Source organism: Microbacterium sp. 2MCAF23 (assembly GCF_052115565.1).
In the GTDB taxonomy this organism is placed as follows: Bacteria; Actinomycetota; Actinomycetes; order Actinomycetales; family Microbacteriaceae; genus Microbacterium.
In genome coordinates this window covers 1-24,092 of the sequence record NZ_JBFRGY010000013.1, presented here as the reverse complement: position 1 = coordinate 24,092, position 24,092 = coordinate 1, and the positions used below count along the sequence as shown (strand labels likewise).

Here is a 24,092-nt window from a genome sequence, read left to right as displayed (position 1 = left end):
GGCTGCTATGCGTCGAATAAGCGATCTCCGTCATGCGGAGACCCGACTTCGGAGCGGCACGGCGCACGCCGTTAGGCTGAGAACATGACGCGCACCCTCATCCTGCTCCGCCATGGCCAGAGCGAATGGAACGAACTCAATCTGTTCACCGGCTGGGTGGACGTCCGCTTGACCGAGCAGGGCAAGAACGAGGCCCGCCGGGGCGGAGAGCTGCTGGCGGAGTCGGGGATCCTGCCTGACGTGCTGCACACCTCGCTGCTCAGCCGCGCGATCCAGACCGCGAACATCGCGCTCGACGCCGCGGACCGGCTGTGGATCCCGGTGACCCGCTCGTGGCGGCTCAATGAGCGCCACTACGGCGCGCTGCAGGGCAAGGACAAGGCGCAGACGCTCGAGGAGTTCGGTCCCGAGCAGTTCCAGCTGTGGCGCCGCTCCTTCGACGTGCCGCCGCCCCCGCTTGATGACGCGAGCGAGTACAGCCAGGTGAACGACCCTCGCTACGCGGGCATCGACGGCGACGTTCCGCGCACGGAGTCGCTCAAGCTCGTCATCGACCGGCTGCTGCCCTATTGGGAGTCGGCCATCGTGCCCGACCTCGAGGCCGGCAAGACCGTGCTCGTCACGGCGCACGGCAACTCGCTGCGCGGCCTCGTGAAGCACCTCGAGGGCATCGGCGACGCCGACATCGCCGAGCTCAACATCCCCACCGGGATTCCGCTCGTCTACGAGCTCGACGAGAACAACGTGCCCACGGGCCCTGGCCGGTACCTGGACCCCGAGGCCGCTGCGGCCGGCGCCGCAGCCGTGGCGAACCAGGGCAAGAAGTAACCCCGGACCGACACCGATCCCGCTCCGAACCGGTCATCCGACCGGCTCGGGGCGGGATCCGTCGTTTCGGGCGTGCGCCGGGACCTGCTGATCGCAGCCCGCCGGAAACGAGAAGATCCGCCCCGACCGGAACGGCAGGGGCGGATCTCCGAAGGTTGGGGGTCAGGCGTGGCCGGATCCGGCCTCGGCCTGCGCCTCGACGGCGAGGGCGATGTCCTCCTCGTCGACGACCCAGTCGCCGGTGGCCAGGTAGACGACCTTCTTCGCGACGGCGACCGCGTGGTCGGCGAACCGCTCGTGGTAGCGGCTGGCCAGGGTGGCATCGACCGTCGCGCCCGCCTCGCCCTTCCAGTTGTCGCTGAGCACCTTCTCGAAGACGCTGGCGTGCAGTTCGTCCACGTCGTCGTCGGCGTTGCGGATCGCGTCGGCGAAGCGCAGATCCTGCGTGCGCAGCAGCTCCGAGAGGGTGCGGGCGATCTCGACGTCCAGCTCGCCCATACGGGTGAAGGTGCCCTTCAGGCCCTTCGGGATGGCCCGCTCGGGGAAGCGCAGGCGCGCCAGCTGGGCGATGTGCTCTGACATGTCGCCCATGCGCTCGAGGGATGCGCTCACGCGCAGCGCGGTCACGACGATGCGCAGGTCGCGGGCGACGGGCTGCTGGCGTGCGAGGATCTCGATGGCCTGCTCGTCGAGGGCGACGGCGAGCTCGTCGATGCGGGCATCGTCGGCGATGACCTCCTCGGCCAGGGCGACGTCGCTGGTCGCGAACGAGCGGGTGGCCTTCTCGATCGACACGGCCACGAGGTCGGCGATCTCGACGAGCTGCGACTGCAGATGCTCGAGGGACTGGTGGAAGACTTCGCGCATGGCTGCGCACCTTTCGTTCTGTGACCCGGGGCACCGGATGGTCTGAGTCGCACGGCGGCCCGCAGAACGGGCACGGGACGGTGCCTGTCACGGTCGTGACACGCACGTGGCGATTCTCTTCGGCGAAGGTTAACGGCTGGTGCCGTGCTCGTGAACACTAGCGCGTGAGGGCATGCGGAGGGCGTTCACCCGCCGTTCAGGAGGGCGAACGCCCTCTACGCTGGGGGCATGGACAGCACTCTGCTCGCGCTGCTCGCCCTCGGGCTGGGGGTCGCGATCGGCGCGGGCATCGCGGCGATGATCGTGGCGGCGATGCGGGCGAGGACTGCGGCGGAGCAGCAGGCGTCCACCGACCTTCCGGACGGTCTCACCGATGTGCTGGCGGCCATGGACGACGCCGCCTGCGCCGTCGATCCGTCCGGCCTCGTCACGGCCGCGAGCACGGCGGCTGCGCGCTTCGGCATCGAGGTCGGCGCCACGCTGGAGAACCCCGAGCTGCGCCAGCTCGTGCGAGCGGTGCGCGAGGGCGGATCCGAGACCGCGACGATGCGCCTCGCGCGCGGCGGGCGCCAGCTGGACCCGCGCCTCGTCGCCGCAAGGGCCAAGCGCATCGGGCCGCGTCTGAACCTGCTCATCATCCGCGACATCACCGAGCAGGAGCGCCTGGAGCAGATGCGCACCGACTTCGTGGCCAACACCAGCCATGAATTGAAGACTCCGGTGGGTGCGGTGAGCCTGCTGGCCGAGGCGATCGAGTCGGCTGCCGACGACCCCGCGCAGGTGCGGGCGTTCGCGACCAGGATCCAGGCCGAGGCTGCGCGTCTCGGTCAGCTCACCGGCCGCATCATGAGCCTGTCCCGGCTGCAGTCCTCCGACGGGTTCGGCACGTTCGGTGCCGTCGCGATCGACGAGGTCGTTGCGACGAGCGTGGAAGGGCACGCCGTGCAGGCGGCCTCGGCGGGCGTCGAGCTGAGTCGAGGCGGTGACCGCGGCGCCTGGGTGCGGGGAGACGCACAGATCCTCATCGAGGCGGTGGGCAACCTCATCGCGAACGCGATCGTGTACTCGCCGCGAGGATCCCGCGTGGGCGTCGGCGTGCGCATCGACGACGGCGTTGTCGAGATCTCGGTCTCGGATCAGGGCATCGGCATCGAAGAGGCCGACCGCGAGCGCATCTTCGAGCGGTTCTACCGCGCCGACGAGGCCCGCTCGCGTCGCACCGGCGGCACCGGGCTCGGGTTGTCGATCGTGAAGCACGCGACTCAGCGTCACGGTGGCGAGGTGCGGCTGTGGTCGCGCCCGGGCCGCGGGTCCACGTTCACCATGCGCCTGCCGCAGATCGCGGGCCCCGATGCCGACGAGGACATGGCCCCGCGCAAGAACAAGAAGCCGAAGAAGGACAAGAAGAAGCGCCAGGAGCGCAAGGCTTCGCGCCTCGCCCCGTCGCCTGCGAACCCCGCGGAAACGACCCGCGCCGATACCGGAGAACTCGTATGACCCGCATCCTCCTCGTCGAAGACGAGCCCGATCTCGCCGACCCGCTCGCATACCTGCTGCGTCGGGAGGGCTACGAGGTCGAGATCGCCGAGGACGGACCCACCGCCCTCGCCCTGTTCCGTGAGAGCGGTGCGGACATCGTGCTGCTCGATCTGATGCTGCCCGGCATGCCCGGCACCGAGGTGTGTCGTCAGATCCGCACCGCCTCCGCGGTGCCGATCATCATGCTGACCGCGAAGGACTCCGAGGTGGACATCGTCGTGGGCCTCGAGCTCGGGGCCGACGACTACATTACCAAGCCGTACTCGTCGCGCGAGCTGCTCGCCCGCATGCGCGCCGTGCTGCGGCGGGTCGTGCAGGCCGAGGAGGACATCGACGAGCGCATCCTCGAGGGCGGCCGCGTCACCGTCGACATCGATCGGCACACCGTCGCGGTCGACGGCGAGGTCATCAACATGCCGCTCAAGGAATTCGAGCTGCTCGAGGTGCTCATGCGCAACTCCGGACGCGTGCTCACCCGCGGCCAGCTGATCGACCGGGTCTGGGGCAGCGACTACTTCGGCGACACCAAGACCCTCGACGTGCACATCAAGCGGATCCGCTCGCGCATCGAGCAGAACCCCTCCGAGCCGGTGATGCTCGTCACCGTGCGCGGGCTCGGGTACCGGTTCGAGGGCTGAACGCCTTTCGCACACGCGAGAGCCCCCGGAACCTCAAGGGTTCCGGGGGCTCTCTGCGAGTGCGGCGGGGCTCAGCCGACCGGGGTCTCGCTGGGCGTCGGGGTCACCTCGACGGCCGGGGCGACCGGCGTCGAGGTCGGGCTCGGCTGCGCGGTCGGGACCAGCGGAGCATAGTAGGGGAGCGTTCCGTCGAGCACGGGGATCGCGTACTTGACACCCTCGGCGTCACCGGACTGGAAGTAGACCTCGATGGTCTCGCCGGCCTTGGTGTCGAGGTCCTCGAAGGTCATCGGCTTCGCGTCATCGCCGCCGAGACTGACCGCCTTCTGTCCGGCGATGCGGACGCTCTGGCTCGGGCCGTCGCCGATGGAGATGTGGATCGTCTGCGCATCGGAGCTGGTGTTGACCAGGCCGGCGACGAGGTTGCCGAGCGTGCCGGCCTCGTCCACGACGACGAAGGCGTTGCGGACCTCGATCGGGCCCTTCTTGGGAACGTTCGCGCCGTCGGAGGCCGAGTAGTCGATGGTGGTCGCCTGCGGAGTGATCCCGGCGCACCCGGTGGCGCCGACGATCACGAGGGCGCTGAGGGCGATGGACGCAGCAAGGCGCGATTTCACGGGTCCTCCAGAAAATTCACGTGATGATCCAGCACCATTCTAGGGGCACGGGTCCGCGCCGCAGGGCCCGCCTCACGGGCGCGGGGGACAGGTCTGTCGGCGCGGGGGGCGCGAACCTTATCGCATTCCGGCTGTGGTATCCTGGAGGTTGCCGAAAGGACACGACTTTATGCTTTTTGAGGTTGGTGAGACCGTGGTCTATCCGCACCACGGCGCCGCGACGATCATCGAGGTCAAGGACCGTGTGATCAAGGGGGAGACCAAGAAGTACCTGAAGCTGAACGTCACGCAGGGAGACCTCATCATCGAGGTGCCTGCGGAGAACGTCGACCTGGTCGGCGTACGCGACGTGATCGGCCAAGAGGGGCTCGACCGGGTGTTCGAGGTGCTGCGCGCCCCGTTCACCGAGGAGCCGACCAACTGGTCGCGCCGTTACAAGGCGAACCTCGAGAAACTCGCCTCGGGCGATGTGATCAAGGTCAGCGAGGTCGTCCGCGACCTGTGGCGCCGCGACCAGGACCGCGGACTCTCCGCGGGTGAGAAGCGCATGCTCGCCAAGGCCCGTCAGATCCTCACCTCCGAGCTCGCGCTCGCGGAGAAGATCGACGAGGAGAAGGCCGGAGCGCTGCTCGACGAGGTCCTCGCCTCCTGAGTTCTGCTGACGAAGGGGCGGATGCCGATGGCATCCGCCCCTTCGTCGTGTCTGCGGCCGGGATCGAAGCCGGTCAGATCGAGCGCTGGTAGCTGCGGATCGCGCGCAGCGCCCAGGCGAACGCGAGTGCCGCCAGCAGGGCGAGGCCCCCGGCCTGCCACCAGCCTTCGGCGGGGTAGGCACCGGTGAGGCCGCCGCGGCCGAGTTCGACGGCCCAGGTCATCGGGTTCCACCGCGACATGTTCTGCACCCACTCCGGCATGGCGGCGGCGGGCATCATCGTCGTCGACAGGAACGTCGCCGGCAGCACGATCAACTGGGACAGGCTGATGAGCGCGATCTGGCTGCGGGCGGTGAGCGCGACCGCCGTCGACGCGCAGCAGAAGATCGTCGCCAGCAGTGTCGCGATGCCGAGCGCGACGAGCATGCCGCCCGCGCCGCCGGGGTAGCGTGCGCCGCCGAGCCAGCCGATCCCGAGAACCACGAGCGACTGCAGGACGTTGATGACGAGCTGCTGCAGAAGCTGCCCCGCGATGATCGACGAGCGCCGCAGGGGTGAGGTGAGGTACTGGTCCATCACTCCCGATTCGATGTCGTCGATGTAGCCCGTGCCGGCCCAGGCGCCCGAGTACAGCACGGTCATCATCAGGATCCCCGGGACCAGGTAGTCGATGTAGCCGTGGCCGCCGAACTGCGGAAGGGCGCCCAGCGTGCGGAAGACCTGCCCGAACAACAGGATCCAGATGACCGGCTGGATGAGGCTCATCACGGGGCCCCAGGCCTGGCGGATCGAGACGATCGACCAGCGCCGCAGCACCTGCCCGGTCTGGGTGAACCACCCGGCGGGGCGCGTCGTCGTGGCGGGGGCGGGGGAGAGGGCGATCGCGCTCATGCTGCGACTTCTTCCGTGAGGGCGGACGCCGGGGCGTCGCCGAAGGTGTGGCCGACGAAGTGCAGGTACACGTCGTCGAGGGTGGGGTGGGACGCCGCGACCTGGCCGTAGCGGATCCCTGCGCCGTCGAGCGCGGCGATGACCGCTCCGACCGCGGAACCGGCGTCATCGGTGCGGGCGACGAGCAGGCCGTCGACCCCGGCCGCTTCGACGAGCACGTCGCGCAGGCCCGGGAGCGAGGAGACCGCGGCGCGCACGGCGACCGGATCCGGTTCGATGAGGGTCACCCGGACCGCGTCGCCGTGCAGCGCGGCCTTGAGCTGATCGGGTGTGCCCTGGGCGACGGCACGCCCGCGGTTGACCAGCAGCAGCTCGTCGGCGAGTCGGTCCGCCTCCTCCATGTAGTGCGTGGTGAGCGCCACCGTGAGAGCCTCCTCGCCGGCCAGGCGCCGGATCTCGGCCCACATGGCGGCTCTCGCCTCGGGGTCCAGGCCCGTGGTGGGCTCGTCGAGGAAGAGCACCTGCGGACGGTGCACCAGGGCGGCGGCGACGTCGAGGCGCCGCCGCATCCCGCCCGAGAACGTCCGCACCGGCCGGCGGGTCGCGTCGGCGAGCCCGAACTCGGTCAGCAGCCGGGCGGCGCGGGCCTTGGCATCGGAGCCGCCGAGGCCGCGCATGCGCCCGGCGATCTCGAGATTCTCGGTCGCGGTGAGGTTCGGATCCGTTCCGGTGCCCTGCGAGACGTACCCGATCGCCGCGCGCACGTCGCCGGCGGCGTCGGTCACGTCATGCCCGGCCACGCGAGCTCGGCCCGCCGTCGGGCGGGACAGGGTGGTGAGGATCTTGGTGGTGGTGGACTTGCCGGCTCCGTTCGGGCCGAGCAGTCCGAACACGCGTCCGGCAGGGACGGCGAAGCTCAGGCCGTCCAGGGCGCGGACAGCGGGGCGGCGGCCGCGGCCGCGGTACTCCTTGACGAGGTCTTCGGCGACGATGGCGTCGCCGTCGAGGCGCTGGTGTGCGGGCATGACGAACATCCCTTCCGTTCTGAGGGTTCTCTGCGTTGTGAGGGAGGGCGGATCCGGACTCAGCGAGGCGAAGAGCCAGGACCGGCCGGACCGGTCAGCGGCGGTCGCCGCTGCGCGGTGCGTAGAGCATGCGTGCCAGGAGCAGCATCATCGCGGCGAGGCCGCCGACGAACGCCACCGGCGCCCACCACCAGCCGACGGTGAAGACGAGCACGACGATCACGGCGAGGGTCAGGAACCAGATCGCCGCCGTGTAGATCCCGAAGCGGGCGGCGGACTCCGGATCCGTCTCGAAGCGGTTCGGCGGCATCTGCGTCATGGCGCTGCGGGTCCAGGCCTTGTGCCGATTCGTCTGCGTCGCGCCGAGGTAGGAGAACAGCGCGAGAGCGCCGACCAGGAGCACCGCCGCGAGGATCACGAGCCAGAGCTGATCCAGCGCCAGCGCGAAGGCGCCGCCGAGTCCGAGTGCGAGCAGGGTGCCGCCGGTCGCGAGGCCGAACCCCACGGCACGGGCGGCGGGCAGCGGGTGATTGGTCGTGGTCTCCTGCAGCAGTGCGTCCGCCGTGACGATGCCGAGCGCGACCGCGACGACCGCGCCGAGTCCGGCGACGGCCAGCGGCGCGGACGGCGGCACGAGCAGCACCACGAGGAGGATTCCGACGAGGGCTGCGGTCGCGACGAGGCTCAGCAGCACCGTGCGCACCACGAAGCCGGGCTTCGGTCGCACCCGGTTGCGCGCGGTGAGCGCCTCCCAGCCCGGCGCGTGCGTGCTGCCCGCGGCCGGCTCATCCTCGAGCAGGGCTCGCACGTCGCCGAGCTCGGCGATCGCGCTCTGCGCGGCTTCGGCGGGTGAGGCGCCTGCGGCGATCCGCTCGTCGACCTGTGCGGCGAGGTTCGCGCGGATCTCCTCCTTCAGGTCCTGTGCGGCCGGCGTCATCTCGATCCCGGCGAAGGCCTCGTCCAGGAGGCGGTGGATGTCGGTGTTCATGTGCTCAGTCCTTCGCGTCCAGAAGCGTGTCGATCACGCGGCGGGTGGCGACCCAGGCCGCGACGTTGCGCCGGTACACCGCGCGGCCCGCGTCGGTGATCCGGTAGTACTTGCGACGGCCACCCTGCGTCTCGTCGCCCCAGTACGACTCGACCAGGCCGTCCTTCTCCAGACGGCGGTAGGTCGCGTACAGGGTGGCCTCCTTGATCTCGTGGTCCCCTCCGGTGGCGTCCCGGATGGTCTTGTAGATCTCGAAGCCGTAGCGATCGCCGCCGCGCAGCATGCCGAGCACGATCGTGTCGGTGTGCCCGCGCAGGAGGTCCGCGGAGAAGGCGTCATCGTTCATGTCAAGTACTGTATCAGATCAAGTACTCGTTCACGCAAGGTTTTTGCAGAACGATCCGGGCGCGGGGGAGCGGAGGATCCGGCGCTAACGTGAGAGCGTGAACGACCTGCCCCCGCCTTCGTCCCTCGCGCACACCGCGGTGATCGTCGTGGCGGCCGGATCCGGTACGCGCCTCGCCGCCGGAGCACCCAAGGCGTTCGTGCCGCTCTGCGGTCGCGCGATTCTCGAGCATGCGCTCGACGGCGTCTTCGCCGCGGCCCCGGCACAGGTGATCCTCGTCGTCCCGGCTGGACTCGAGTCCGACGCGCGCACCATCCTCGAGGCCGCGCAGACGACGTTCACTGGTCGCGAAATGCCGCCATCCGAGGTTCGAAGCGACAATCCGCGACCAGCGAGCGACGAGGGGGCGCCGGTGGTGGCGGTGATCGTCGGAGGCGAGACCCGGCAGCGCTCCGTGGCGGCCGGACTCGCGGTGCTCGCCGACGGCATCGACACGGTGCTCGTGCACGACGCAGCTCGCGCGCTGACTCCACCCGCGCAGTTCGCGGCGGTGTCCGCAGCGGTGCGCCCCGGCGTGGGCGTGATCCCCGCGCTGCCCGTCGTCGACACCCTCAAGCGCGTGCACGGGGAGGAGGTCGTCGCCCCGGTCGACCGATCAGAGCTCGCCGCCGCGCAGACGCCGCAGGGCTTCCCCCGCACCGAGCTCGTCGCCGCCTACGGGCACGCCGAAGCTCAGGGCATCGAGTACACCGACGACGCCGCGCTGTTCGCCGCCGCCGGAGGAGCGGTGCGGCACGTGCTCGGATCCGAGGAAGCCTTCAAGATCACCACTCCGCACGACCTGGAGCGCGCCCGCATGATCCTCACGTCCTCCGCAGTGCCCGACGGCCCCGCCATCCCGCGCATCGGCATCGGCACCGACGTGCACGCCTTCGCCCCGGGCGGCACGCTTCGCCTGGCAGGGCTCGACTGGCCCGGCGAGCCCGCGCTCGAGGGGCACTCCGATGGCGACGCCGTGGCGCACGCGATCGTGGACGCCCTGCTGGGGGCGGCGGGCCTCGGCGACATCGGGCAGCACTTCGGCACCGCGCATCCGGAGTACGCCGGTGCGCACGGCGATGTTTTCCTGGCCCGCACGGCGGAGATCCTCGCGGAGGGCGGATTCGCGATCGGCAACGTCTCCGTGCAGTTCCAGGGCAATCGCCCGCGGTTCAGTGCGCGCCGCGCTGAGGCCGAGCGCGTGCTGTCCGAGGCCCTCGGCGGCGCTCCCGTCGCCGTCTCCGCGACCACGACCGACGGGCTCGGCTTCCCCGGCCGGGGCGAGGGGATCGCCGTCACGGCTGTGGCTCTCGTGCATCCGATCGCGCTGGGCTGAATCCATAACGCAGGGTCCTCCGGATTCGGATCCGATTCCTCGCGCACGTGCCTACGCTGGAGGACGCGGCCACCCGCCGCATCCAGCAGACGTCGTAGAGAGGTCACCGCCATGCGCGCACTCGTCCACTCCTCCTTCGGGGATCCCGCCGAAGTCCTGTCCGTCCAGGACGTCCCGCTGCCGGAGCCCGGTCCGGGGCAGGTGCGGCTGCGCGTGCTGCTCGCCGCCGTGCACAACCACGACCTGCTCACGGTGCGCGGCCTCTACGGGTACAAGCCCGAGCTGCCGGCCGGATCCGGCACCGAGGCGGTCGGTGTGGTCGATGCGGTCGGCGAAGGCGTCGATGACGCGCTGGTCGGGCGTCGCGTCACCGTCGGCGGCGCGTTCGGCGCCTGGGCCGAGTACGTGCTCGCCTCCGCTGGCGGGCTCATCCCGGTGCCCGACGACATCCCCGACGAACAGGCCGCCCAGCTCGGATCCATGCCGTTCAGCGCCATCAGCGTGCTGGACTCGCTCGGGCTGGCCGCGGGCGACTGGATGATCCAGAACGCGGCGAACGGCGCCGTCGGCCGTATGGTCGCCCAGCTCGCCGCCGCTCGCGGCGTGCACGTGGTCAGCCTGGTCCGTCGTGCGGACGGCATCGCGGAGCTCGCCGCGCAGGGGGTCGGCAACGTCGTCGCGACCGATGCCGAGGACTGGCAGGACCAGGTGCGCGCCCTCACCGGCGGTGCGCCGATCCGCGCCGGCATCGACTCGGTCGGTGGCGACGCGAGTGGCCAGGTCGCCGCGATGCTCGGCGAGGGCGGCCTGCTCGTGGTGTTCGGCGCGATGGCATCGCCGACCATGCGGATCTCCTCGGGCGACGTGATCTTCAAGCAGCTGACCGTGCGCGGCTTCTGGGGCTCGAAGGTCGCGGCTGCGATGCCCGCGGACCAGCGTGGAGCCCTCTTCGGCGAGCTGCTGCAGCGCATCCGCGAGGGCGTGCTCACCCTCCCGGTCGAGGCCGTGCTGCCGTTCGAGCGGATCGCGGAGGCGTCGGAGGGCAACCTGCGCGCGGGGCGCGAGGGCAAGATCCTGCTGCAGCCCTGACCACGTCCTGTTTCGAGGAGCGATGTCCGCCCTGCCGGATCCGATTCCGGCGCCGACATCGCTCCCCGAAACTGTCAGGGCCGCCCCGGTAGGCTTGAGCGGTGACGATCCGCCTCCATGACACGCGCGCGCAGGAACTGCGCGAGTTCGTTCCGCTCGATGACTCGAACGTGACGATGTACGTGTGCGGACCCACCGTGCAGTCCGGCCCGCACATCGGGCATGTGCGCGCGGCGCTGAGCTTCGACCTGCTGCGGCGCTGGCTGCAGCTGCGCTACGGGCGGGTCACCGTCGTCCGCAACGTCACGGACATCGACGACAAGGTGCTCGCGAATGCGACCGACGCCGAGGCGTGGTGGGGCCTGGCGTACCGGATGGAGCAGGAGTTCTCGGCCGTGTACGCCGCCGTCGGCATCCTGCCGCCGACCTACGAGCCGCGGGCGACGGCGTCGATCCCGCAGATGCAGGAGCTCATCGAGCGCCTCGTCGAGCGCGGTCACGCCTACCCGGCGGCCGACGGGTCCGGCGACGTCTACTTCGACGTGCGCAGCTGGTCCGCCTACGGCGAGCTCACCCACCAATCCGTGGACGCGATGGAGGCCGCGGAGGATGCGGATCCGCGTGGCAAGCGCAACCCGCAGGACTTCGCCCTGTGGAAGGGCGCGAAGCCGGACGAACCCGCCGACGCCACCTGGGCCTCGCCCTGGGGCGCTGGGCGTCCCGGCTGGCACATCGAGTGCTCCGCGATGGCGCGGCGCTACCTCGGTGCCGAGTTCGACATCCACGGCGGCGGTCTCGACCTGCGCTTCCCACACCACGAGAACGAACTGGCGCAGTCGACCGCGGCCGGTGACGCGTTCGCCCGGTACTGGGTGCACAACGGCCTCGTGACCGTCGACGGGCAGAAGATGTCCAAGTCGATCGGCAACTTCACGCTTGCCGCCGACGTGCTCGCGCAGCACGATCCGCTCGTGGTGCGCTATGCGCTGGCCGCCGCGCACTACCGCTCCAGCCTGGACCTCTCCGAGTCGTCGTGGCGCGAGGCGGAGGCGGCGCTGGGCCGGATCCGGACGTTCCAGGAGCGCGTTATCCGAGCGTACGGTCCGCGAATCGGGTGGGCCGACCGTGCTGTGCCACAGGCCTTCGCTGCCGCCATGGACGACGATCTCGGCGTGCCGCAGGCGCTCGCCGCGCTCCACGAGACGGTACGCGTGGGCAACGCTGCGCTGGACCGCTCCGACCGTGATGCCGCGATCAATGCCTTCGCGGACGTCCAGGCCATGGCCGGGATCCTCGGCATCGATCCCTTCGCACCCGAGTGGGCATCCGCCGGATCCGACACGAAGACCACCACCGCGCTGGATGCGCTCGTGCAGGCGATGATCGCCCAGCGTGCGCAGGCCCGCGCCGACAAGGACTGGCCCGCCGCCGACCGCATCCGCGATGCGATCGGTGCGGCGGGCATCACCCTGGAGGACACTCCAGACGGAACTCATTGGAGTATCGATGGCTAAGCCGAGCAGGCCCGGAGCGGGCAACAGCAAGAAGAAGGGCGCCACCAAGGGCACCGGCGGCCTCGGCCGCAAGGCGCTCGAGGGCCGCGGGAACACCCCGAAGGCCGAGGACCGCGCCTGGCACGTCGCCGGAAAGCGCAGGGCGGCCCAGGAGCGCTATGCGGCCGCAGGCGGCAAGGGCCGTCCCGGCGCGCGATCGGGCGCGGGCCAGAAGCCGCAGAGCGGATCCAATCCGAACCGCCGCGTGTCCTCGTCGTCGGCCTCGAACGACACCGAGACCGTCACCGGGCGCAACTCGGTGCTCGAGGCGCTGCGCACGAAGATCCCCGCCACCACGATGTACATCGCGCAGCGCGTGGAGATGGATGACCGCATCAAGGAGATGCTCGCGATCGCACGGCACCGTGAGATCCCCGTGCTCGAGGTCACCCGTCAGGAGCTGGATCGCATGGCCGGCTTCGACGGCGTGCACCAGGGCGTCGCCCTCAAGGTGCCGCCGTACGAGTACGCGCACCCGCAGGATCTGCTGGAAGAGGTCATCGACCGCGGCCAGACCCCGCTGTTCGTGGCGCTCGACGGGATCACCGATCCCCGCAACCTCGGCGCGATCATCCGCTCCACCGCCGCCTTCGGCGGACACGGCGTGATCCTTCCGCAGCGTCGCTCGGCGAGCGTGAACTCCGCGGCGTGGAAGACCAGCGCCGGGGCGGCGGCCCGCATCCCGGTCGCCCTCGCTGCGAACCTCACCAGCATGCTCAAGGAGTTCAAGAAGCAAGGCGTCTTCGTGCTCGGCCTCGATGGCGGCGGCGACGTGTCGCTGCCCGCGGTCGAGCTCGCGGACCGTCCCGTCGTCATCGTGGTCGGATCCGAAGGCAAGGGGCTTTCGCGCCTCGTCACCGAGACCTGCGACCAGATCGTGTCGATCCCGATCTCCGCGGCGACCGAGTCGCTCAACGCCGGCATCGCGGCCTCTGTCGCGCTGTACCAGGTCTCGACGGTCCGCGCCGCCAAGGGCTGAGGTTCATGCGGAGCACGGCGCCCTGGCGCTCGGTGCTCCGCATGACCGACCGCGCATGCCGTTGACCGGAGGCGCACATCCGTGCAGGATCCGGCTGAGGCGGAATAGACGACGGCCGTGGGTCCTTTCACCTGCCGTACCCGGTGCAGAAACAGCCGGGATCGGAACGGAAGGAACGCGCATGGCTCGCATCGTCGTCATCGGAGGGACCGGCTACGCCGGCCGCCACATCGTCCAGGAAGCCGCGTCGCGCGGGCACGAGGTCGTCTCGATCTCGCGCTCCGAGCCGTCCGCTCCCGTCGACGGTGTCACCAACGTGCAGGGTTCGGTGACCGACCTCGATGCGCTCGGCGACGTGTTCGAGAACGCCGATGTGGTCGTGTCTGCGCTGTCCCCGCGCGGCGACATGGAGCAGGCGGTCATCCCGGCACTGACCAACCTGGTCGACAAGCTCAGCGGCACGGGCACGCGAGTGAGCGTCGTCGGCGGCGCCGGCGGCAGCCTTTCGGCGCCCGGCGGTCCGCGTCTGATCGACCTCGACTTCCCCGAGGAGTACAAGCACGAGGCGCAGGTCGGCATCGATTCCCTCGCCGTGCTGCAGAACGCCGACGCGTCGCTGGACTGGTTCTTCGTGCACCCGGCCGAGGTGTTCGGGCCGTGGGCCGAGGGCGAGCGCACCGGCTCCTACCGGGACGGCGGCGACGTGGTCGTGCGCGACGCCGATGGCAACTCGACCATCTCCGGCGCCGATTTCGCGATCGCGGTCGTCGACGAGATCGAGAACGGCAAGCACCGCCGCGAGCGTTTCACCGTCGGCTACTGACGGCATCGTCCCCCGGGCGACCGCACCTGACCGCGAGACTTCAGTGGAGTAACGAGACTGCACGCCAGCGCTGCAGTCTCGTTACTCGGATGGAGCCTCGCGGCCAGTGTCGCGCCGTCTCAGACCAGATCGCGCCAGTCGATGTCGCCGGTGTCGTCCGAGACCGGGACGGATCCGGTGATCACCGGCAGTGACATGGTCTCGGTGGGCGGCCCCATGATCGTGGCCTCGTCCCGCCGGTGCCGCAGCACGTCGTTGATGTACGAGGTGAGCACCTCGGCCAGCGGCACCGACCGGCCCTGCGCCTGTGACATGTACCAGCGGTGCTCGAGCACCTGGTGGAACACCTCGGCCGGTTCCAGCTTGGCGCGCAGGTCGTAGGGGATCGCGCGCACCACCGGTTCGAACACCCGGGTGAGCCACTCGTGCGCGTACATCTCCTCGTCCGCCCACTGCTTGGTGGAGCGGGCCCGGAACTCGTCCAGGTCGTTCAGCAGTCGCCGGGCCTGGTTCTCCTCGACGTCCAGGCCGGTGAGGCGGATGAGGCGGCGCTGATGATGGCCGGCATCGACGACCTTGGGCTCGATCTCGACCCTGGTGCCGTCGGCGGTGGTCTGGATCGACATCTCGCCGATGTCGAAGCCGAGCGCGTTCAGCTTCTCCACGCGCTCCGTGATCCGCCAGGCCTCGCCCGCAGCGAAGGACTCGTGTGCGGTGAGCGCGGCCCACAGGGCGCGGTAGGACGACACGATGCCGTCCGCGATCGCGACCGCGTCCACGCCGCGCTCGAGCCTCCCGCCTGCGGCGAGGTCCAGGATCTCCCCGGCGATGTTGGTGCGGGCCAGATCCAGGTCGTACGCGCGCTGACCGTCGGTCAGGCCCTCCTCGTGCAGCTCGCCGGTCTCGGCGTCCACGAGGTAGGCGGCGAACGCCCCGGCGTCACGGCGGAACAGCGCGTTCGACAGCGACACGTCGCCCCAGTAGAAGCCGACGTTGTGCAGCCGCACCAGCAGTAGCGCGAGTGCGTCGACCAGGCGGGTCGCGGTGTCCGGCCGCAGCACGCGCGTGAACAGCGCCCGGTACGGCATCGAGAAGCGCAGGTGCGAGGTCACCAGCGCCGCCGGCAGGTGCTCGCCCTTGCCGTCGGTGCGGCCGGCGATGACGGCGACGCGGGACACGCAGGGCACATCGAGGCGGGCGAGGTTGCCCAGCATGTCGTACTCGCGGCGCGCCATCTGCTCCGTGGTCTCCTTCACGGCGACGACGGATCCGGACAGATCCGCGAAGCGCACCAGGTGCCGGGACAGGCCCTTGGGCAGCGACACGATCACGTCGGACGGCCACTTCGACAGCGGCTGCGACCAGGGCAGCGACAGCAGACCGGGATCCACGGCACTCGCCGTGATGGTCAGAGCGTCCTTCAACGGTGCTCCTCGGGGGATCGACGGGGAAGACGACGACGCGGCGCGGGGGAGATCCCCCGCGCCGCGTCGATCAGACGGTGATCAGGAGGCGACGATCGGCTTGTCGTTCAAGCGGGCGCCGGACTCGACGTCGAAGGCGTGCACGTGACCGGGGTTCGCGGCGAGGGTGACCGTTTCGCCGGCGTTCGGGTGGTTGCGGCCATCGACGCGGGCGACCAGGTCGGCGCGCTTGCCGTTGATCTCGGTGTGGCCGTACAAGTAACCGTCAGCGCCGAGCTCTTCGACGAGGTCCACCACGACCGACAGGCCCTTGCCGTCGGCGGGGCCGACCGTGATGTCCTCGGGGCGTACGCCGACCGTGACCTGCGAGCCGTTCGCGCGTCCGACCGTGTCGCGGTCCAGCGGCACGACCTCGGTGCCGAAGCGGACGCCGCCCTCGGCCAGGTCGGCCGCGAACAGGTTCATCGCCGGAGAGCCGATGAAGCCGGCGACGAACAGGTTGTTCGGCTTCTCGTACAGGTCACGCGGCGTGCCTACCTGCTGCAGCAGACCGTCCTTGAGCACCGCGATGCGGTCGCCCATGGTCAGGGCCTCGGTCTGGTCGTGCGTGACGTAGACCGTGGTGACGCCGAGGCGGCGCTGCAGGGACGCGATCTGGGTGCGGGTCTGCACACGCAGCTTCGCGTCGAGGTTCGACAGCGGCTCGTCCATGAGGAACACCTGCGGCTGACGCACGATCGCGCGGCCCATGGCGACACGCTGACGCTGACCACCCGAGAGGGCCTTCGGCTTGCGGGTCAGGTACGGCTCGAGGTCGAGGAGCTTGGCGGCCTCGAGGACGCGCTGGGCGCGCTCCTCCTTGCCGACGCCGGCGATCTTGAGCGCGAAGCCCATGTTCTCGGCCACGGTCATGTGCGGGTACAGCGCGTAGTTCTGGAACACCATCGCGATGTCGCGGTCCTTCGGCGGGACGTCGGTCACGTCGCGGTCGCCGATCAGGATCCGGCCGGCGTTGACCTCTTCGAGGCCCGCGAGCATGCGGAGCGAGGTGGACTTGCCGCAGCCGGAGGGGCCGACCAGAACCAGGAACTCGCCATCGGCGATCTCGATGTTCAGCTTGTCGACCGCGGGGCGGGTGCCGCCGGGGTACAGACGGGTGGCCTCATCAAAGGTCACAGTTGCCATTGTCTTCTCCTTCACCGGCAGGTACGTGCCGGACGATCCGTAGTGAAAAAGCGACGAGGATGAACCCGCCGTGGCCCGCCATCGGGCCGGGATCAGTATGACATGAGAGCTCCGGCGAGGTCCAGCATCGTCGGTGAAGCGCTTTCCGGGTCAGATCTCGCAGGGTCCGGCCAGGGGCCGTCTGGTCATTTCTCAGCCTGCCTGGCTAGCATCGAACCCGTGCCGCGCCGCGCCCGTCGGCAGCAGGCCACAGGGACGCCAGTCCCGAGAAACCAAGAGGAACGATGTCGAGCGACGAAACGCCGAACGTCCCCACTCCGCCGCATTCGCGTGCGGCCGTGCGGGAGAAGGCCCAGCAGGTGAACGCCCAGCAGTCCCGCGCCCGGATCATCCGACGTGTGATCATCGCCGCGGTCGCGGTCATCGTGGTCGGCGCCGCGGGAGGCGCCGTGGCCTGGGCTGTGGGCTCCGCCGTGTCGAAGCCGTCGCTCACACCGTCGAACCTGCAGGACGACGGTGTCGTCGTGACCAAGGAGGATCTGGCCTCGGTGCGCGCCGGATCCGGGAGCACGCCCACGCCCTCGCCGAGCACGGCGGGCAGCGCGGCGCCGACCGGATCCGCCTCGCCGACTCCCGATCCGACCGCCACGGCCGACGCTGTCGACATCCATGTCTACGTCGACTACCTCTCGCCCGGCGCCAGCGACTTCGAGCGTGCGAACGCGAAGCAGCTCGCGACCTGGGTCGATCAGGACGCGGCGACCGTCACCTATCACCCGGTCGCGTTGCTGACCGCGAACTCCAACGGCACCAAGTATTCGCTGCGCGCCGCGTCCGCCGCCGCCTGCGTCGCCTCGATGCAGCCCGAGGTCTTCTACGCGTTCAACCACGCCCTGCTCGTCGACCAGCCGAAGCAGGACACCGACGGCAAGAGTGACAAGGAGCTCATCGCACTCGCGATCTCGAGCGGAGTGAAGGATGCCAAGGGCCTCCAGACCTGCGTCGAGGAGAGCACCTACGACTCCTGGGTGAAGGACGTCACGCAGCGCGCCGTGGACGGCCCGCTGCCCGGCTCCAAGAAGGGGGCCCTGAGCGGCGCGCCCACGATCGTCGTGAACGGCCAGGTCTACGCCGGATCGCTCACCGACGCCGCCGAGTTCAGCCAGTTCGTGCTCTCGGTCGCGAGCGACTCGTACTACGGCACGCCCGGTCCGACGCTCTCGCCCACGCCGTCGCCGTCCGCCGCGAAGTAGCGCGTGCGGCCGTCCGGCTCCGGACGGCGTGCACGCCGACAGCGCGGCGAATTGCTACGCTGTGGAGCGGTCGCGCCCTCACGGCGCCGGCCATTCCTCGCCTCCTTAGCTCATCTGGTAGAGCAGCGGCCTTGTAAACCGCAGGTGGCCGGTTCGAGTCCGGCAGGAGGCTCCGATTCTTCCTCCGCGGGCATCATGGTGCGGACATGACGCATCCGCGGTGCTCAGAACAGTCGATCCGTGCCCTTGTCATCCGCGCGCGGCGTCGCGGCCACCCGCGCGGTGATCGCGGCGGAGGCCAGCAGCGCCTCGTCGATGAGCTCGCGCGTGGCGTCGCCGTTCAGCCAGTCCCGGGCGAATGCGGCCGGCAGCAGCACCGGCATGCGGTCGTGGATCCCGGCGAGGCGCTCGGGCGCCGGCTGCATCACGATCGAGTAGCACGTGTACCAGGAGCCGTCCTCGGCGCGGCCGCGCTGGGTGATCGCGGCCATGCCGAACAGGGCGCCGTCCAGCCCGAACTCGTGCCACGCCTTCTGCGGCTTCTGCATCTCGTACCAGCTCGTGGCGGGGACCAGCGCCCGCCCCTTCAGGCTCCCGGGACGCTCCTGCAGCCGTTCGGAGCGGGTGTTGATCGAGGGGAACCGCGACGGCCGGCCGTCGACGAGGAATCCCCACCAGGCCTGCTCGAGCTGCGGTTGCGCGGACTCCGAGGGCAGCAGGATCGGATTGAGGTTGCGCAGCAGCCGTCCGGTGGGGCGCAGAGTCTCCTCCGCGTTGCGCCGCGCCCACGCGCGGATCCCCTCCATGAGTTCGTCGTCGGCTTCCTCGATCAGCTGCTGATCGCTGAATCGCGGATCCAGGCCGTAGCTCGCGCACATGGCTGGAGCGTACCTCGGGCGGGGGACGTCGGTGTGCTCGAGAGCGATTCCGCGCCCGAGTAGGCTCATAACGGTGACTGTGCCCCCTCCGAAGCCGCGCCGCGGGCGCACCGTGCTGGCGCTCGGCGGCGCGGTCGCCATCGGTGCGATGACGGCGATCCAGGCGCGCGTGAACGGGCAGCTCGGAGTGCGTCTGGACAACGGGATACTCGCCGGGTGGGTGTCGTTCGCTGTCGGCCTGGTGCTGCTGAGCTTCCCCGTGCTGCTCACTCGTTCGGGACGCGCGGGGCTCGGGCGTCTCTGGCGGGGGATCCGCACCGGCGGCGTGCGCTGGTGGATGCTGCTCGGCGGCGCCTGCGGTGCGCTGACCGTGTCGACCCAGGGCCTGGTCGCGGGCATCCTCGGCGTCGCCCTTTTCACGGTGGGCGTCGTGGCCGGCCAGACGCTGCACGGACTGCTGCTGGATCGGGTCGGATTCGGCCCGGCCGGCGTCGTCGCCATCACCCCGGGGCGACTGCTCGGCGGTGCGTTCGCGCTCGTCGCCGTCGGCGTCTCGCTCGGCGGCGACGTGCTCGCCCGGGCGCCGCTGTGGATGCTGGTGCTGCCGTTCCTCACCGGAGCGGGCATCGCGTTCCAGTCCGCCGTGAACGGCCGGCTCGGTCAGCGCATCGCCTCGCCGCTCGGCGCGACCTACATGAGCTTCTTCGGGGGCGTGCTCGTGCTCTCGGCGTCAGCAGGTGCGAGCCTGCTCGTGACCGGAGCTCCGGAGCCGTTCCCCGCCGTGTTCCCCGCAGACCTGTGGCTGTACCTGGGCGGGCTGCTCGGTGCGTCCTACATCCTGCTGGGTGTGATCATCGTGGCCCGCACGGGAGTGCTGCTGATGGGGCTCGGTGCTGTCCTCGGTCAGCTCGTGGTGTCGGTGCTGATCGACGTGATCTGGCCGCCCGCGGCCGGCCCTGCCGCATGGCAGGTGGTCGTCATGGTGCTCGCGGCGGTGCTGTCCGTGCTGGCGGCGCTGCCCTGGGGGCGTCGCCGGATCAGCCCTGTTCCTCGGTCTTCCTGAGCCGCCGCTGCTTCTTCGCAGCCTTCTCGGCCTTCTTCCGGGCTTTCCTGGCCGCCTTCTTGGCCTTCTTCTTCGCCTTCTTCTTGGTGCGCTTGGTGCACTTGTCGGGTTCGGTGGAGTCGTCGGGTTCGCGCGGAATGTCGGACGGCGCAGCGTCGTCGGGCGCGCTCTGGACGGGCATCCGGCTCAGCACCGATTCCGCGTCGAGCACCTGGCGCCGCCCCGGTTCCTTGCCTGGCTTGCCGCCCACGTACAGCCAGCCCAGAAGCTCCTCGTCCGGACCGAGTCCGTGCGCTCGGGCCACGGCTGCGGTGCGGGTGTAGCCGCCGGTGCGCCAGATGACTCCCCAGCCGGCCTCATCCAGCAATAGGCTGAGCACGTGCGCGACACCGGAGGCGACGGCCTCCTGCTCCCAGCGGGGCACCTTCTCGCTGTCCCGGTAACTGGCGACGACGGCGATCAGCAGGGAGGCGCGCAGAGGCTTGGACGAGGGGGAGTCGTCGCCCGTCGTCGCTGCGATGGCCGCACCCAGTCGTTCTCGGTCCTGTCCACGCAGCTCGATCAGGCGCCAGGGCCGCAGCGAGGAGTGATCCGCGACGCGGCCGGCGGCCGCGATCAGCGGCAGCAGCTGCTCGCGGGTCGGCGCGTCCGGGGTCACCTTGGACCAGGACTGCCGACGGCGAACGGCTTCGAGTGCGCTCATGCCCCGGTCGCGGAATCGTCCGGCTGGAACGACAGCGCGATCGAGTTCATGCAGTATCGGTCGCCGGTCGGCGTGCCGAATCCGTCCGGGAAGACGTGGCCCAGATGCGAACCGCAGTTCGCGCAGCGCACCTCCGTGCGCAGCATGCCGAGACTGTTGTCCTCGATCAACTCCACGGCTTCAGGCCGGACCGACTCGTAGAAGCTCGGCCAGCCGCAGCCCGAGTCGAACTTCGTGCCGCTGCGGAACAGCTCGGCGCCGCACGCGCCGCAGGTGTAGAGGCCGGCACGGTGCTCGTCGAGCAGCTCGCCGGTCCACGCCCGCTCGGTCGCGGCCTCGCGCAGCACGGCGTACTGCTGCGGGTCGAGCTCGGCCCGCCATTCGGCGTCGGTCTTGGTCACGCGGTGCGACATGGATCCTCCCGGGGTCGGATCCATTCTCGCGCGTTCCTGGCCGTGGAGGGGCGGCGGCCGGGCGCGCCGTCCGGGCCGGGCGCCGACGGCGACGTAGCCTGATGGGGTGACCGACCTCCTCAGCGACCGCGAACGTGTGATCCTCGCGTTCGAGGCGCGGCGCCCCGGGCACTCCAGCGCCAAGGAGGAGGCGATCCGCGCCGAGCTGGAGCTGACGCCGGCGCGCTACTACCAGCTGCTGGACCGGGTCATCGAGTCCGAGCAGGCGCTGATCGCGGATCCGATGCTGGTGCGTCGACTGCGCCGGATCCGAGACGACGCGGCAGCGCGGAGATCGGGTCGCACCGCGCTGTCCGCCGGCTGAGGCGCAGCCGCGCTCGAGATCGACGGCCTGTCGTTCACCGAAACCGCAGCAGGACCCCGGATAACATCGGGGGATGCCAGAATCCGCCCGCGACCGATTCGACGTGATCCCGCACGCGCAGGGACGCGTCGGCGCCCACCGTGCCGAGAACCCCGGGATGCGCGGCTGGTTCGTGCTGCTGTGGGCCGCAGTGGCGACGGCGGTGCTGATCGCCGTCGGGATCTTCGCCGCGATGCTCGCCATGGGCCGGATCAGCTTCGACGGCGGTGCGCCGGTGCCCACGGCATCGCCGACCGCTACCGTGGCGGCGCCGACGCTGGACACGTCGTACGCCGTCCTGGTGCTGAACGCGACCGGCGTGAACGGGCTCGCCGCGAGCACGCGCGACACGATCGTCAACGCCGGGTTCGCCGGCGGCTCCGTGGCGGCGAGCGATGCCGACACCCAGGACTTCCCCGCGACCACGGTCTACTACAAGACCGAGGCGGACAAGCCTGCGGCCCAGGCGCTGGCTGCCCTCATCGGCGCGACGAAGGTCGCCCTGAGCGATCGGTACGGCGACGACGTCGTGACCGGCCAGAAGCAGCTCACCGTGGTGCTCGGGCTCGATCTCGCGAAGAACGCACCGACCACGGAGCCGACCCCCGCCGACACGTCGGGCGACGGCTCGGCGGGCTGAGCCCGGACGCTCTCTCTACGGCTTGCACTCACAGGGGTCGAGTGCCAGACTGGGTTTAGCACTCGACTGATCTGAGTGCTAAACCCAATGTCTACGTCCAGGAGGGACGACAGAACTCATGGCAAAGATCATCGCTTTCGATGAGGAGGCCCGTCGCGGTCTCGAGCGCGGCCTGAACATCCTGGCCGACGCGGTCAAGGTGACCCTCGGCCCGCGTGGCCGCAACGTCGTGCTCGAGAAGAAGTGGGGCGCCCCCACGATCACGAACGACGGCGTGTCCATCGCCAAGGAGATCGAGCTCGACGACCCGTACGAGAAGATCGGCGCGGAGCTCGTCAAGGAGGTCGCGAAGAAGACCGACGACGTCGCGGGTGACGGCACCACCACCGCGACCGTGCTCGCCCAGGCGCTGGTCCGCGAGGGCCTGCGCAACGTGGCCGCCGGTGCCGACCCGATCAGCCTGAAGAAGGGCATCGAGAAGGCCGTCGCCGCCATCACCGCCGAGCTGCTCGCCTCCGCCAAGGAGATCGAGTCCAAGGAGCAGATCGCCGCTACTGCGTCGATCTCCGCCGCCGACCCGGAGATCGGCGAGCTCATCGCCGAGGCCATCGACAAGGTGGGCAAGGAGGGTGTGGTCACCGTCGAGGAGTCCCAGACCTTCGGCACCGAGCTCGAGCTCACCGAGGGCATGCGCTTCGACAAGGGCTACCTGAACCCCTACTTCGTCACGGACCCGGACCGCCAGGAGGCTGTCTTCGAGGACCCGTACATCCTCATCGCGAACCAGAAGATCTCGAACATCAAGGATCTTCTGCCCGTCGTCGACAAGGTGATCCAGGACGGCAAGGAGCTCGTCATCATCGCTGAGGACGTCGAGGGCGAAGCCCTTGCGACCCTGGTGCTGAACAAGATCCGCGGCATCTTCAAGTCCGTCGCCGTCAAGGCTCCGGGCTTCGGTGACCGCCGCAAGGCGCAGCTGCAGGACATCGCGATCCTCACCGGCGGCACCGTGATCACCGAGGAGGTCGGTCTCAAGCTCGAGAACGCGACCCTCGACCTGCTGGGCCGTGCGCGCAAGGTCATCGTCACCAAGGACGAGACCACGATCGTCGAGGGTGCCGGAGACGCCGAGCAGATCGCCGGTCGCGTGACCCAGATCCGTCGCGAGATCGAGAACACCGACAGCGACTACGACCGCGAGAAGCTGCAGGAGCGCCTCGCCAAGCTCGCCGGCGGCGTGGCCGTCATCAAGGCGGGCGCGGCCACCGAGGTCGAGCTCAAGGAGCGCAAGCACCGCATCGAGGACGCCGTCCGCAACGCGAAGGCCGCCGTCGAGGAGGGCATCGTCGCCGGTGGTGGCGTCGCCCTGATCCAGTCCGGCACGAAGGCCCTCAACGGCCTCGAGCTCACGGGCGACGAAGCGACCGGCGCGAACATCGTGCGCGTCGCGATCGAGGCGCCGCTCAAGCAGATCGCCCTCAACGCCGGTCTCGAGCCGGGCGTCGTCGCGCACAAGGTCTCCGAGCTCCCCACGGGTCACGGCCTCAACGCCGCGACCGGCGAGTACGGCGACATGTTCGCACAGGGCATCATCGACCCGGCCAAGGTCACCCGCTCGGCGCTGCAGAACGCCGCGTCGATCGCCGGCCTGTTCCTCACCACCGAGGTCGTCGTCGCCGACAAGCCGGAGAAGGCTTCGGCCATGCCGGCCGACCCGTCCGGCGGCATGGACTTCTGAGTCCAGCCCCCTTTCGAGAAGGCCCCCGGGATTCTGAACTGACCCCCGGGAGTTGGACTGAGAAATCAGTTTCGACTCCTGGGGGTCAGTTCTTTGCATCCGAGGAGTTCACTTTCTGAGGCGCAGCGGTTGGCGGCGGTAGCGTCGTTTGAAGAGGGTCTCGCTGACAGGGCGGTATCGA

General features: G+C 70.1%; 25 protein-coding genes and 1 tRNA gene. 15 read left to right on the top strand and 11 right to left on the bottom strand.

Annotation, left to right across the window (positions count from 1 at the left end; translation table 11 throughout):
- Positions 1-84: 84 nt before the first annotated feature.
- A complete protein-coding gene (locus tag AB4078_RS14085) occupies positions 85-828 on the top strand; it encodes a phosphoglyceromutase (protein WP_440733761.1) in 744 nt (247 codons plus the stop codon).
- 162 nt (positions 829-990) lie between these two features.
- Here AB4078_RS14085 and phoU read toward each other — a convergent pair whose 3' ends face one another.
- Positions 991-1,695, bottom strand: coding sequence for a phosphate signaling complex protein PhoU (gene phoU / locus AB4078_RS14080; protein WP_441977653.1), 705 nt, complete (start codon positions 1,693-1,695; stop codon positions 991-993).
- A 228-nt stretch (positions 1,696-1,923) separates the two neighbouring features.
- On the opposite strand from phoU, the gene AB4078_RS14075 reads away from it, so the two are divergent.
- Positions 1,924-3,192 (top strand): sensor histidine kinase, encoded by a 1,269-nt coding sequence (locus tag AB4078_RS14075; RefSeq protein WP_441977652.1) that lies wholly within the window; start codon positions 1,924-1,926, stop codon positions 3,190-3,192.
- A complete protein-coding gene (locus AB4078_RS14070) occupies positions 3,189-3,872 on the top strand; it encodes a response regulator (RefSeq protein ID WP_440733758.1) in 684 nt (227 codons plus the stop codon). Before AB4078_RS14075 ends, AB4078_RS14070 begins: the two co-directional genes overlap by 4 nt.
- Before the next feature lie 71 nt (positions 3,873-3,943).
- On the opposite strand, the gene AB4078_RS14065 is transcribed toward AB4078_RS14070, so the two are convergent.
- The gene (locus tag AB4078_RS14065; protein ID WP_440733757.1) at positions 3,944-4,489 is read right to left on the bottom strand and encodes a DNA modification methylase; all 546 of its coding nucleotides are present in this window, start codon (positions 4,487-4,489) and stop codon (positions 3,944-3,946) included.
- Positions 4,490-4,658: 169 nt separating this feature from the next.
- Between AB4078_RS14065 and AB4078_RS14060 the strand changes: the two genes are divergently transcribed.
- Positions 4,659-5,141, top strand: a complete 483-nt coding sequence (locus tag AB4078_RS14060; RefSeq protein WP_233311486.1) for a CarD family transcriptional regulator — start codon at positions 4,659-4,661, stop codon at positions 5,139-5,141.
- A 73-nt stretch (positions 5,142-5,214) separates the two neighbouring features.
- Here the strand turns inward: AB4078_RS14060 and AB4078_RS14055 are convergent, their stop codons facing one another.
- From AB4078_RS14055 to AB4078_RS14040, 4 genes are all read right to left on the bottom strand, one after another.
- Positions 5,215-6,033 carry an ABC transporter permease gene (locus AB4078_RS14055; protein WP_441977651.1) on the bottom strand — a complete coding sequence of 273 codons (819 nt, stop codon included), beginning with the start codon at positions 6,031-6,033 and terminating at the stop codon, positions 5,215-5,217.
- On the bottom strand, positions 6,030-7,058 hold the full coding sequence (locus AB4078_RS14050; protein WP_441977650.1) for an ABC transporter ATP-binding protein: 1,029 nt from the start codon (positions 7,056-7,058) through the stop codon (positions 6,030-6,032). Before AB4078_RS14050 ends, AB4078_RS14055 begins: the two co-directional genes overlap by 4 nt.
- 94 nt (positions 7,059-7,152) lie before the next feature.
- On the bottom strand, positions 7,153-8,046 hold the full coding sequence (locus AB4078_RS14045) for a permease prefix domain 1-containing protein (RefSeq protein WP_441977649.1): 894 nt from the start codon (positions 8,044-8,046) through the stop codon (positions 7,153-7,155).
- A gap of 4 nt (positions 8,047-8,050) precedes the next feature.
- Positions 8,051-8,392 carry a PadR family transcriptional regulator gene (locus AB4078_RS14040; protein WP_045273464.1) on the bottom strand — a complete coding sequence of 114 codons (342 nt, stop codon included), beginning with the start codon at positions 8,390-8,392 and terminating at the stop codon, positions 8,051-8,053.
- Positions 8,393-8,489: 97 nt separating this feature from the next.
- Here AB4078_RS14040 and ispD point away from each other — a divergent pair, with 97 nt between their 5' ends.
- The 5 genes from ispD to AB4078_RS14015 all read left to right on the top strand — a co-directional run bounded on the left by ispD (position 8,490) and on the right by AB4078_RS14015 (position 14,211).
- Positions 8,490-9,767: a 2-C-methyl-D-erythritol 4-phosphate cytidylyltransferase gene (gene ispD, locus AB4078_RS14035; RefSeq protein WP_441977648.1), complete on the top strand. Its 1,278-nt coding sequence runs from the start codon at positions 8,490-8,492 to the stop codon at positions 9,765-9,767.
- Between the two features lie 111 nt (positions 9,768-9,878).
- On the top strand, positions 9,879-10,856 hold the full coding sequence (locus tag AB4078_RS14030) for a zinc-binding dehydrogenase (RefSeq protein ID WP_441977647.1): 978 nt from the start codon (positions 9,879-9,881) through the stop codon (positions 10,854-10,856).
- A 101-nt stretch (positions 10,857-10,957) separates the two neighbouring features.
- The gene (gene cysS, locus AB4078_RS14025; protein ID WP_441977646.1) at positions 10,958-12,370 is read left to right on the top strand and encodes a cysteine--tRNA ligase; all 1,413 of its coding nucleotides are present in this window, start codon (positions 10,958-10,960) and stop codon (positions 12,368-12,370) included.
- Positions 12,363-13,388, top strand: a complete 1,026-nt coding sequence (gene rlmB, locus AB4078_RS14020) for a 23S rRNA (guanosine(2251)-2'-O)-methyltransferase RlmB (RefSeq protein WP_441977645.1) — start codon at positions 12,363-12,365, stop codon at positions 13,386-13,388. The genes cysS and rlmB overlap by 8 nt, the downstream gene beginning before the upstream one ends.
- 181 nt (positions 13,389-13,569) lie before the next feature.
- Positions 13,570-14,211 carry an NAD(P)-dependent oxidoreductase gene (locus tag AB4078_RS14015; protein ID WP_440733749.1) on the top strand — a complete coding sequence of 214 codons (642 nt, stop codon included), beginning with the start codon at positions 13,570-13,572 and terminating at the stop codon, positions 14,209-14,211.
- Positions 14,212-14,330: 119 nt separating this feature from the next.
- Here AB4078_RS14015 and AB4078_RS14010 read toward each other — a convergent pair whose 3' ends face one another.
- Together AB4078_RS14010 and AB4078_RS14005 are read right to left on the bottom strand one after the other, a co-directional pair.
- On the bottom strand, positions 14,331-15,635 hold the full coding sequence (locus AB4078_RS14010) for a DUF4032 domain-containing protein (RefSeq protein ID WP_441977644.1): 1,305 nt from the start codon (positions 15,633-15,635) through the stop codon (positions 14,331-14,333).
- Positions 15,636-15,716: 81 nt separating this feature from the next.
- A complete protein-coding gene (locus AB4078_RS14005; protein WP_440733747.1) occupies positions 15,717-16,820 on the bottom strand; it encodes an ABC transporter ATP-binding protein in 1,104 nt (367 codons plus the stop codon).
- A gap of 284 nt (positions 16,821-17,104) precedes the next feature.
- On the opposite strand from AB4078_RS14005, the gene AB4078_RS14000 reads away from it, so the two are divergent.
- Together AB4078_RS14000 and AB4078_RS13995 are read left to right on the top strand one after the other, a co-directional pair.
- Complete coding sequence (locus AB4078_RS14000) at positions 17,105-18,073, top strand: DsbA family protein (RefSeq protein ID WP_441977643.1); 969 nt, start codon at positions 17,105-17,107, stop codon at positions 18,071-18,073.
- 99 nt (positions 18,074-18,172) lie between these two features.
- A tRNA-Thr gene (locus tag AB4078_RS13995) sits at positions 18,173-18,245 on the top strand.
- Between the two features lie 52 nt (positions 18,246-18,297).
- Here AB4078_RS13995 and AB4078_RS13990 read toward each other — a convergent pair.
- Positions 18,298-18,951, bottom strand: a complete 654-nt coding sequence (locus tag AB4078_RS13990) for an SOS response-associated peptidase family protein (RefSeq protein ID WP_441977642.1) — start codon at positions 18,949-18,951, stop codon at positions 18,298-18,300.
- A 73-nt stretch (positions 18,952-19,024) separates the two neighbouring features.
- Here AB4078_RS13990 and AB4078_RS13985 point away from each other — a divergent pair, with 73 nt between their 5' ends.
- Positions 19,025-20,014, top strand: a complete 990-nt coding sequence (locus tag AB4078_RS13985; RefSeq protein ID WP_441977641.1) for a DMT family transporter — start codon at positions 19,025-19,027, stop codon at positions 20,012-20,014.
- Here the strand turns inward: AB4078_RS13985 and AB4078_RS13980 are convergent.
- Entirely contained in the window at positions 19,989-20,717 is a 729-nt protein-coding gene (locus AB4078_RS13980; RefSeq protein ID WP_441977640.1) for a nitroreductase family protein, read from the bottom strand. The genes AB4078_RS13985 and AB4078_RS13980 overlap by 26 nt on opposite strands.
- Complete coding sequence (msrB, locus tag AB4078_RS13975; RefSeq protein ID WP_440733743.1) at positions 20,714-21,130, bottom strand: peptide-methionine (R)-S-oxide reductase MsrB; 417 nt, start codon at positions 21,128-21,130, stop codon at positions 20,714-20,716. The genes AB4078_RS13980 and msrB overlap by 4 nt, the downstream gene beginning before the upstream one ends.
- A 106-nt stretch (positions 21,131-21,236) precedes the next feature.
- On the opposite strand from msrB, the gene AB4078_RS13970 reads away from it, so the two are divergent.
- The 3 genes from AB4078_RS13970 (at position 21,237) to groL (ending at position 23,911) form a co-directional block, all read left to right on the top strand.
- Positions 21,237-21,494 carry a DUF3263 domain-containing protein gene (locus AB4078_RS13970; protein WP_440733742.1) on the top strand — a complete coding sequence of 86 codons (258 nt, stop codon included), beginning with the start codon at positions 21,237-21,239 and terminating at the stop codon, positions 21,492-21,494.
- Between the two features lie 73 nt (positions 21,495-21,567).
- Positions 21,568-22,173: a LytR C-terminal domain-containing protein gene (locus AB4078_RS13965; RefSeq protein WP_440733741.1), complete on the top strand. Its 606-nt coding sequence runs from the start codon at positions 21,568-21,570 to the stop codon at positions 22,171-22,173.
- A gap of 118 nt (positions 22,174-22,291) precedes the next feature.
- The gene (gene groL, locus AB4078_RS13960) at positions 22,292-23,911 is read left to right on the top strand and encodes a chaperonin GroEL (protein WP_441977639.1); all 1,620 of its coding nucleotides are present in this window, start codon (positions 22,292-22,294) and stop codon (positions 23,909-23,911) included.
- The last annotated feature ends 181 nt before the right edge of the window (positions 23,912-24,092 follow it).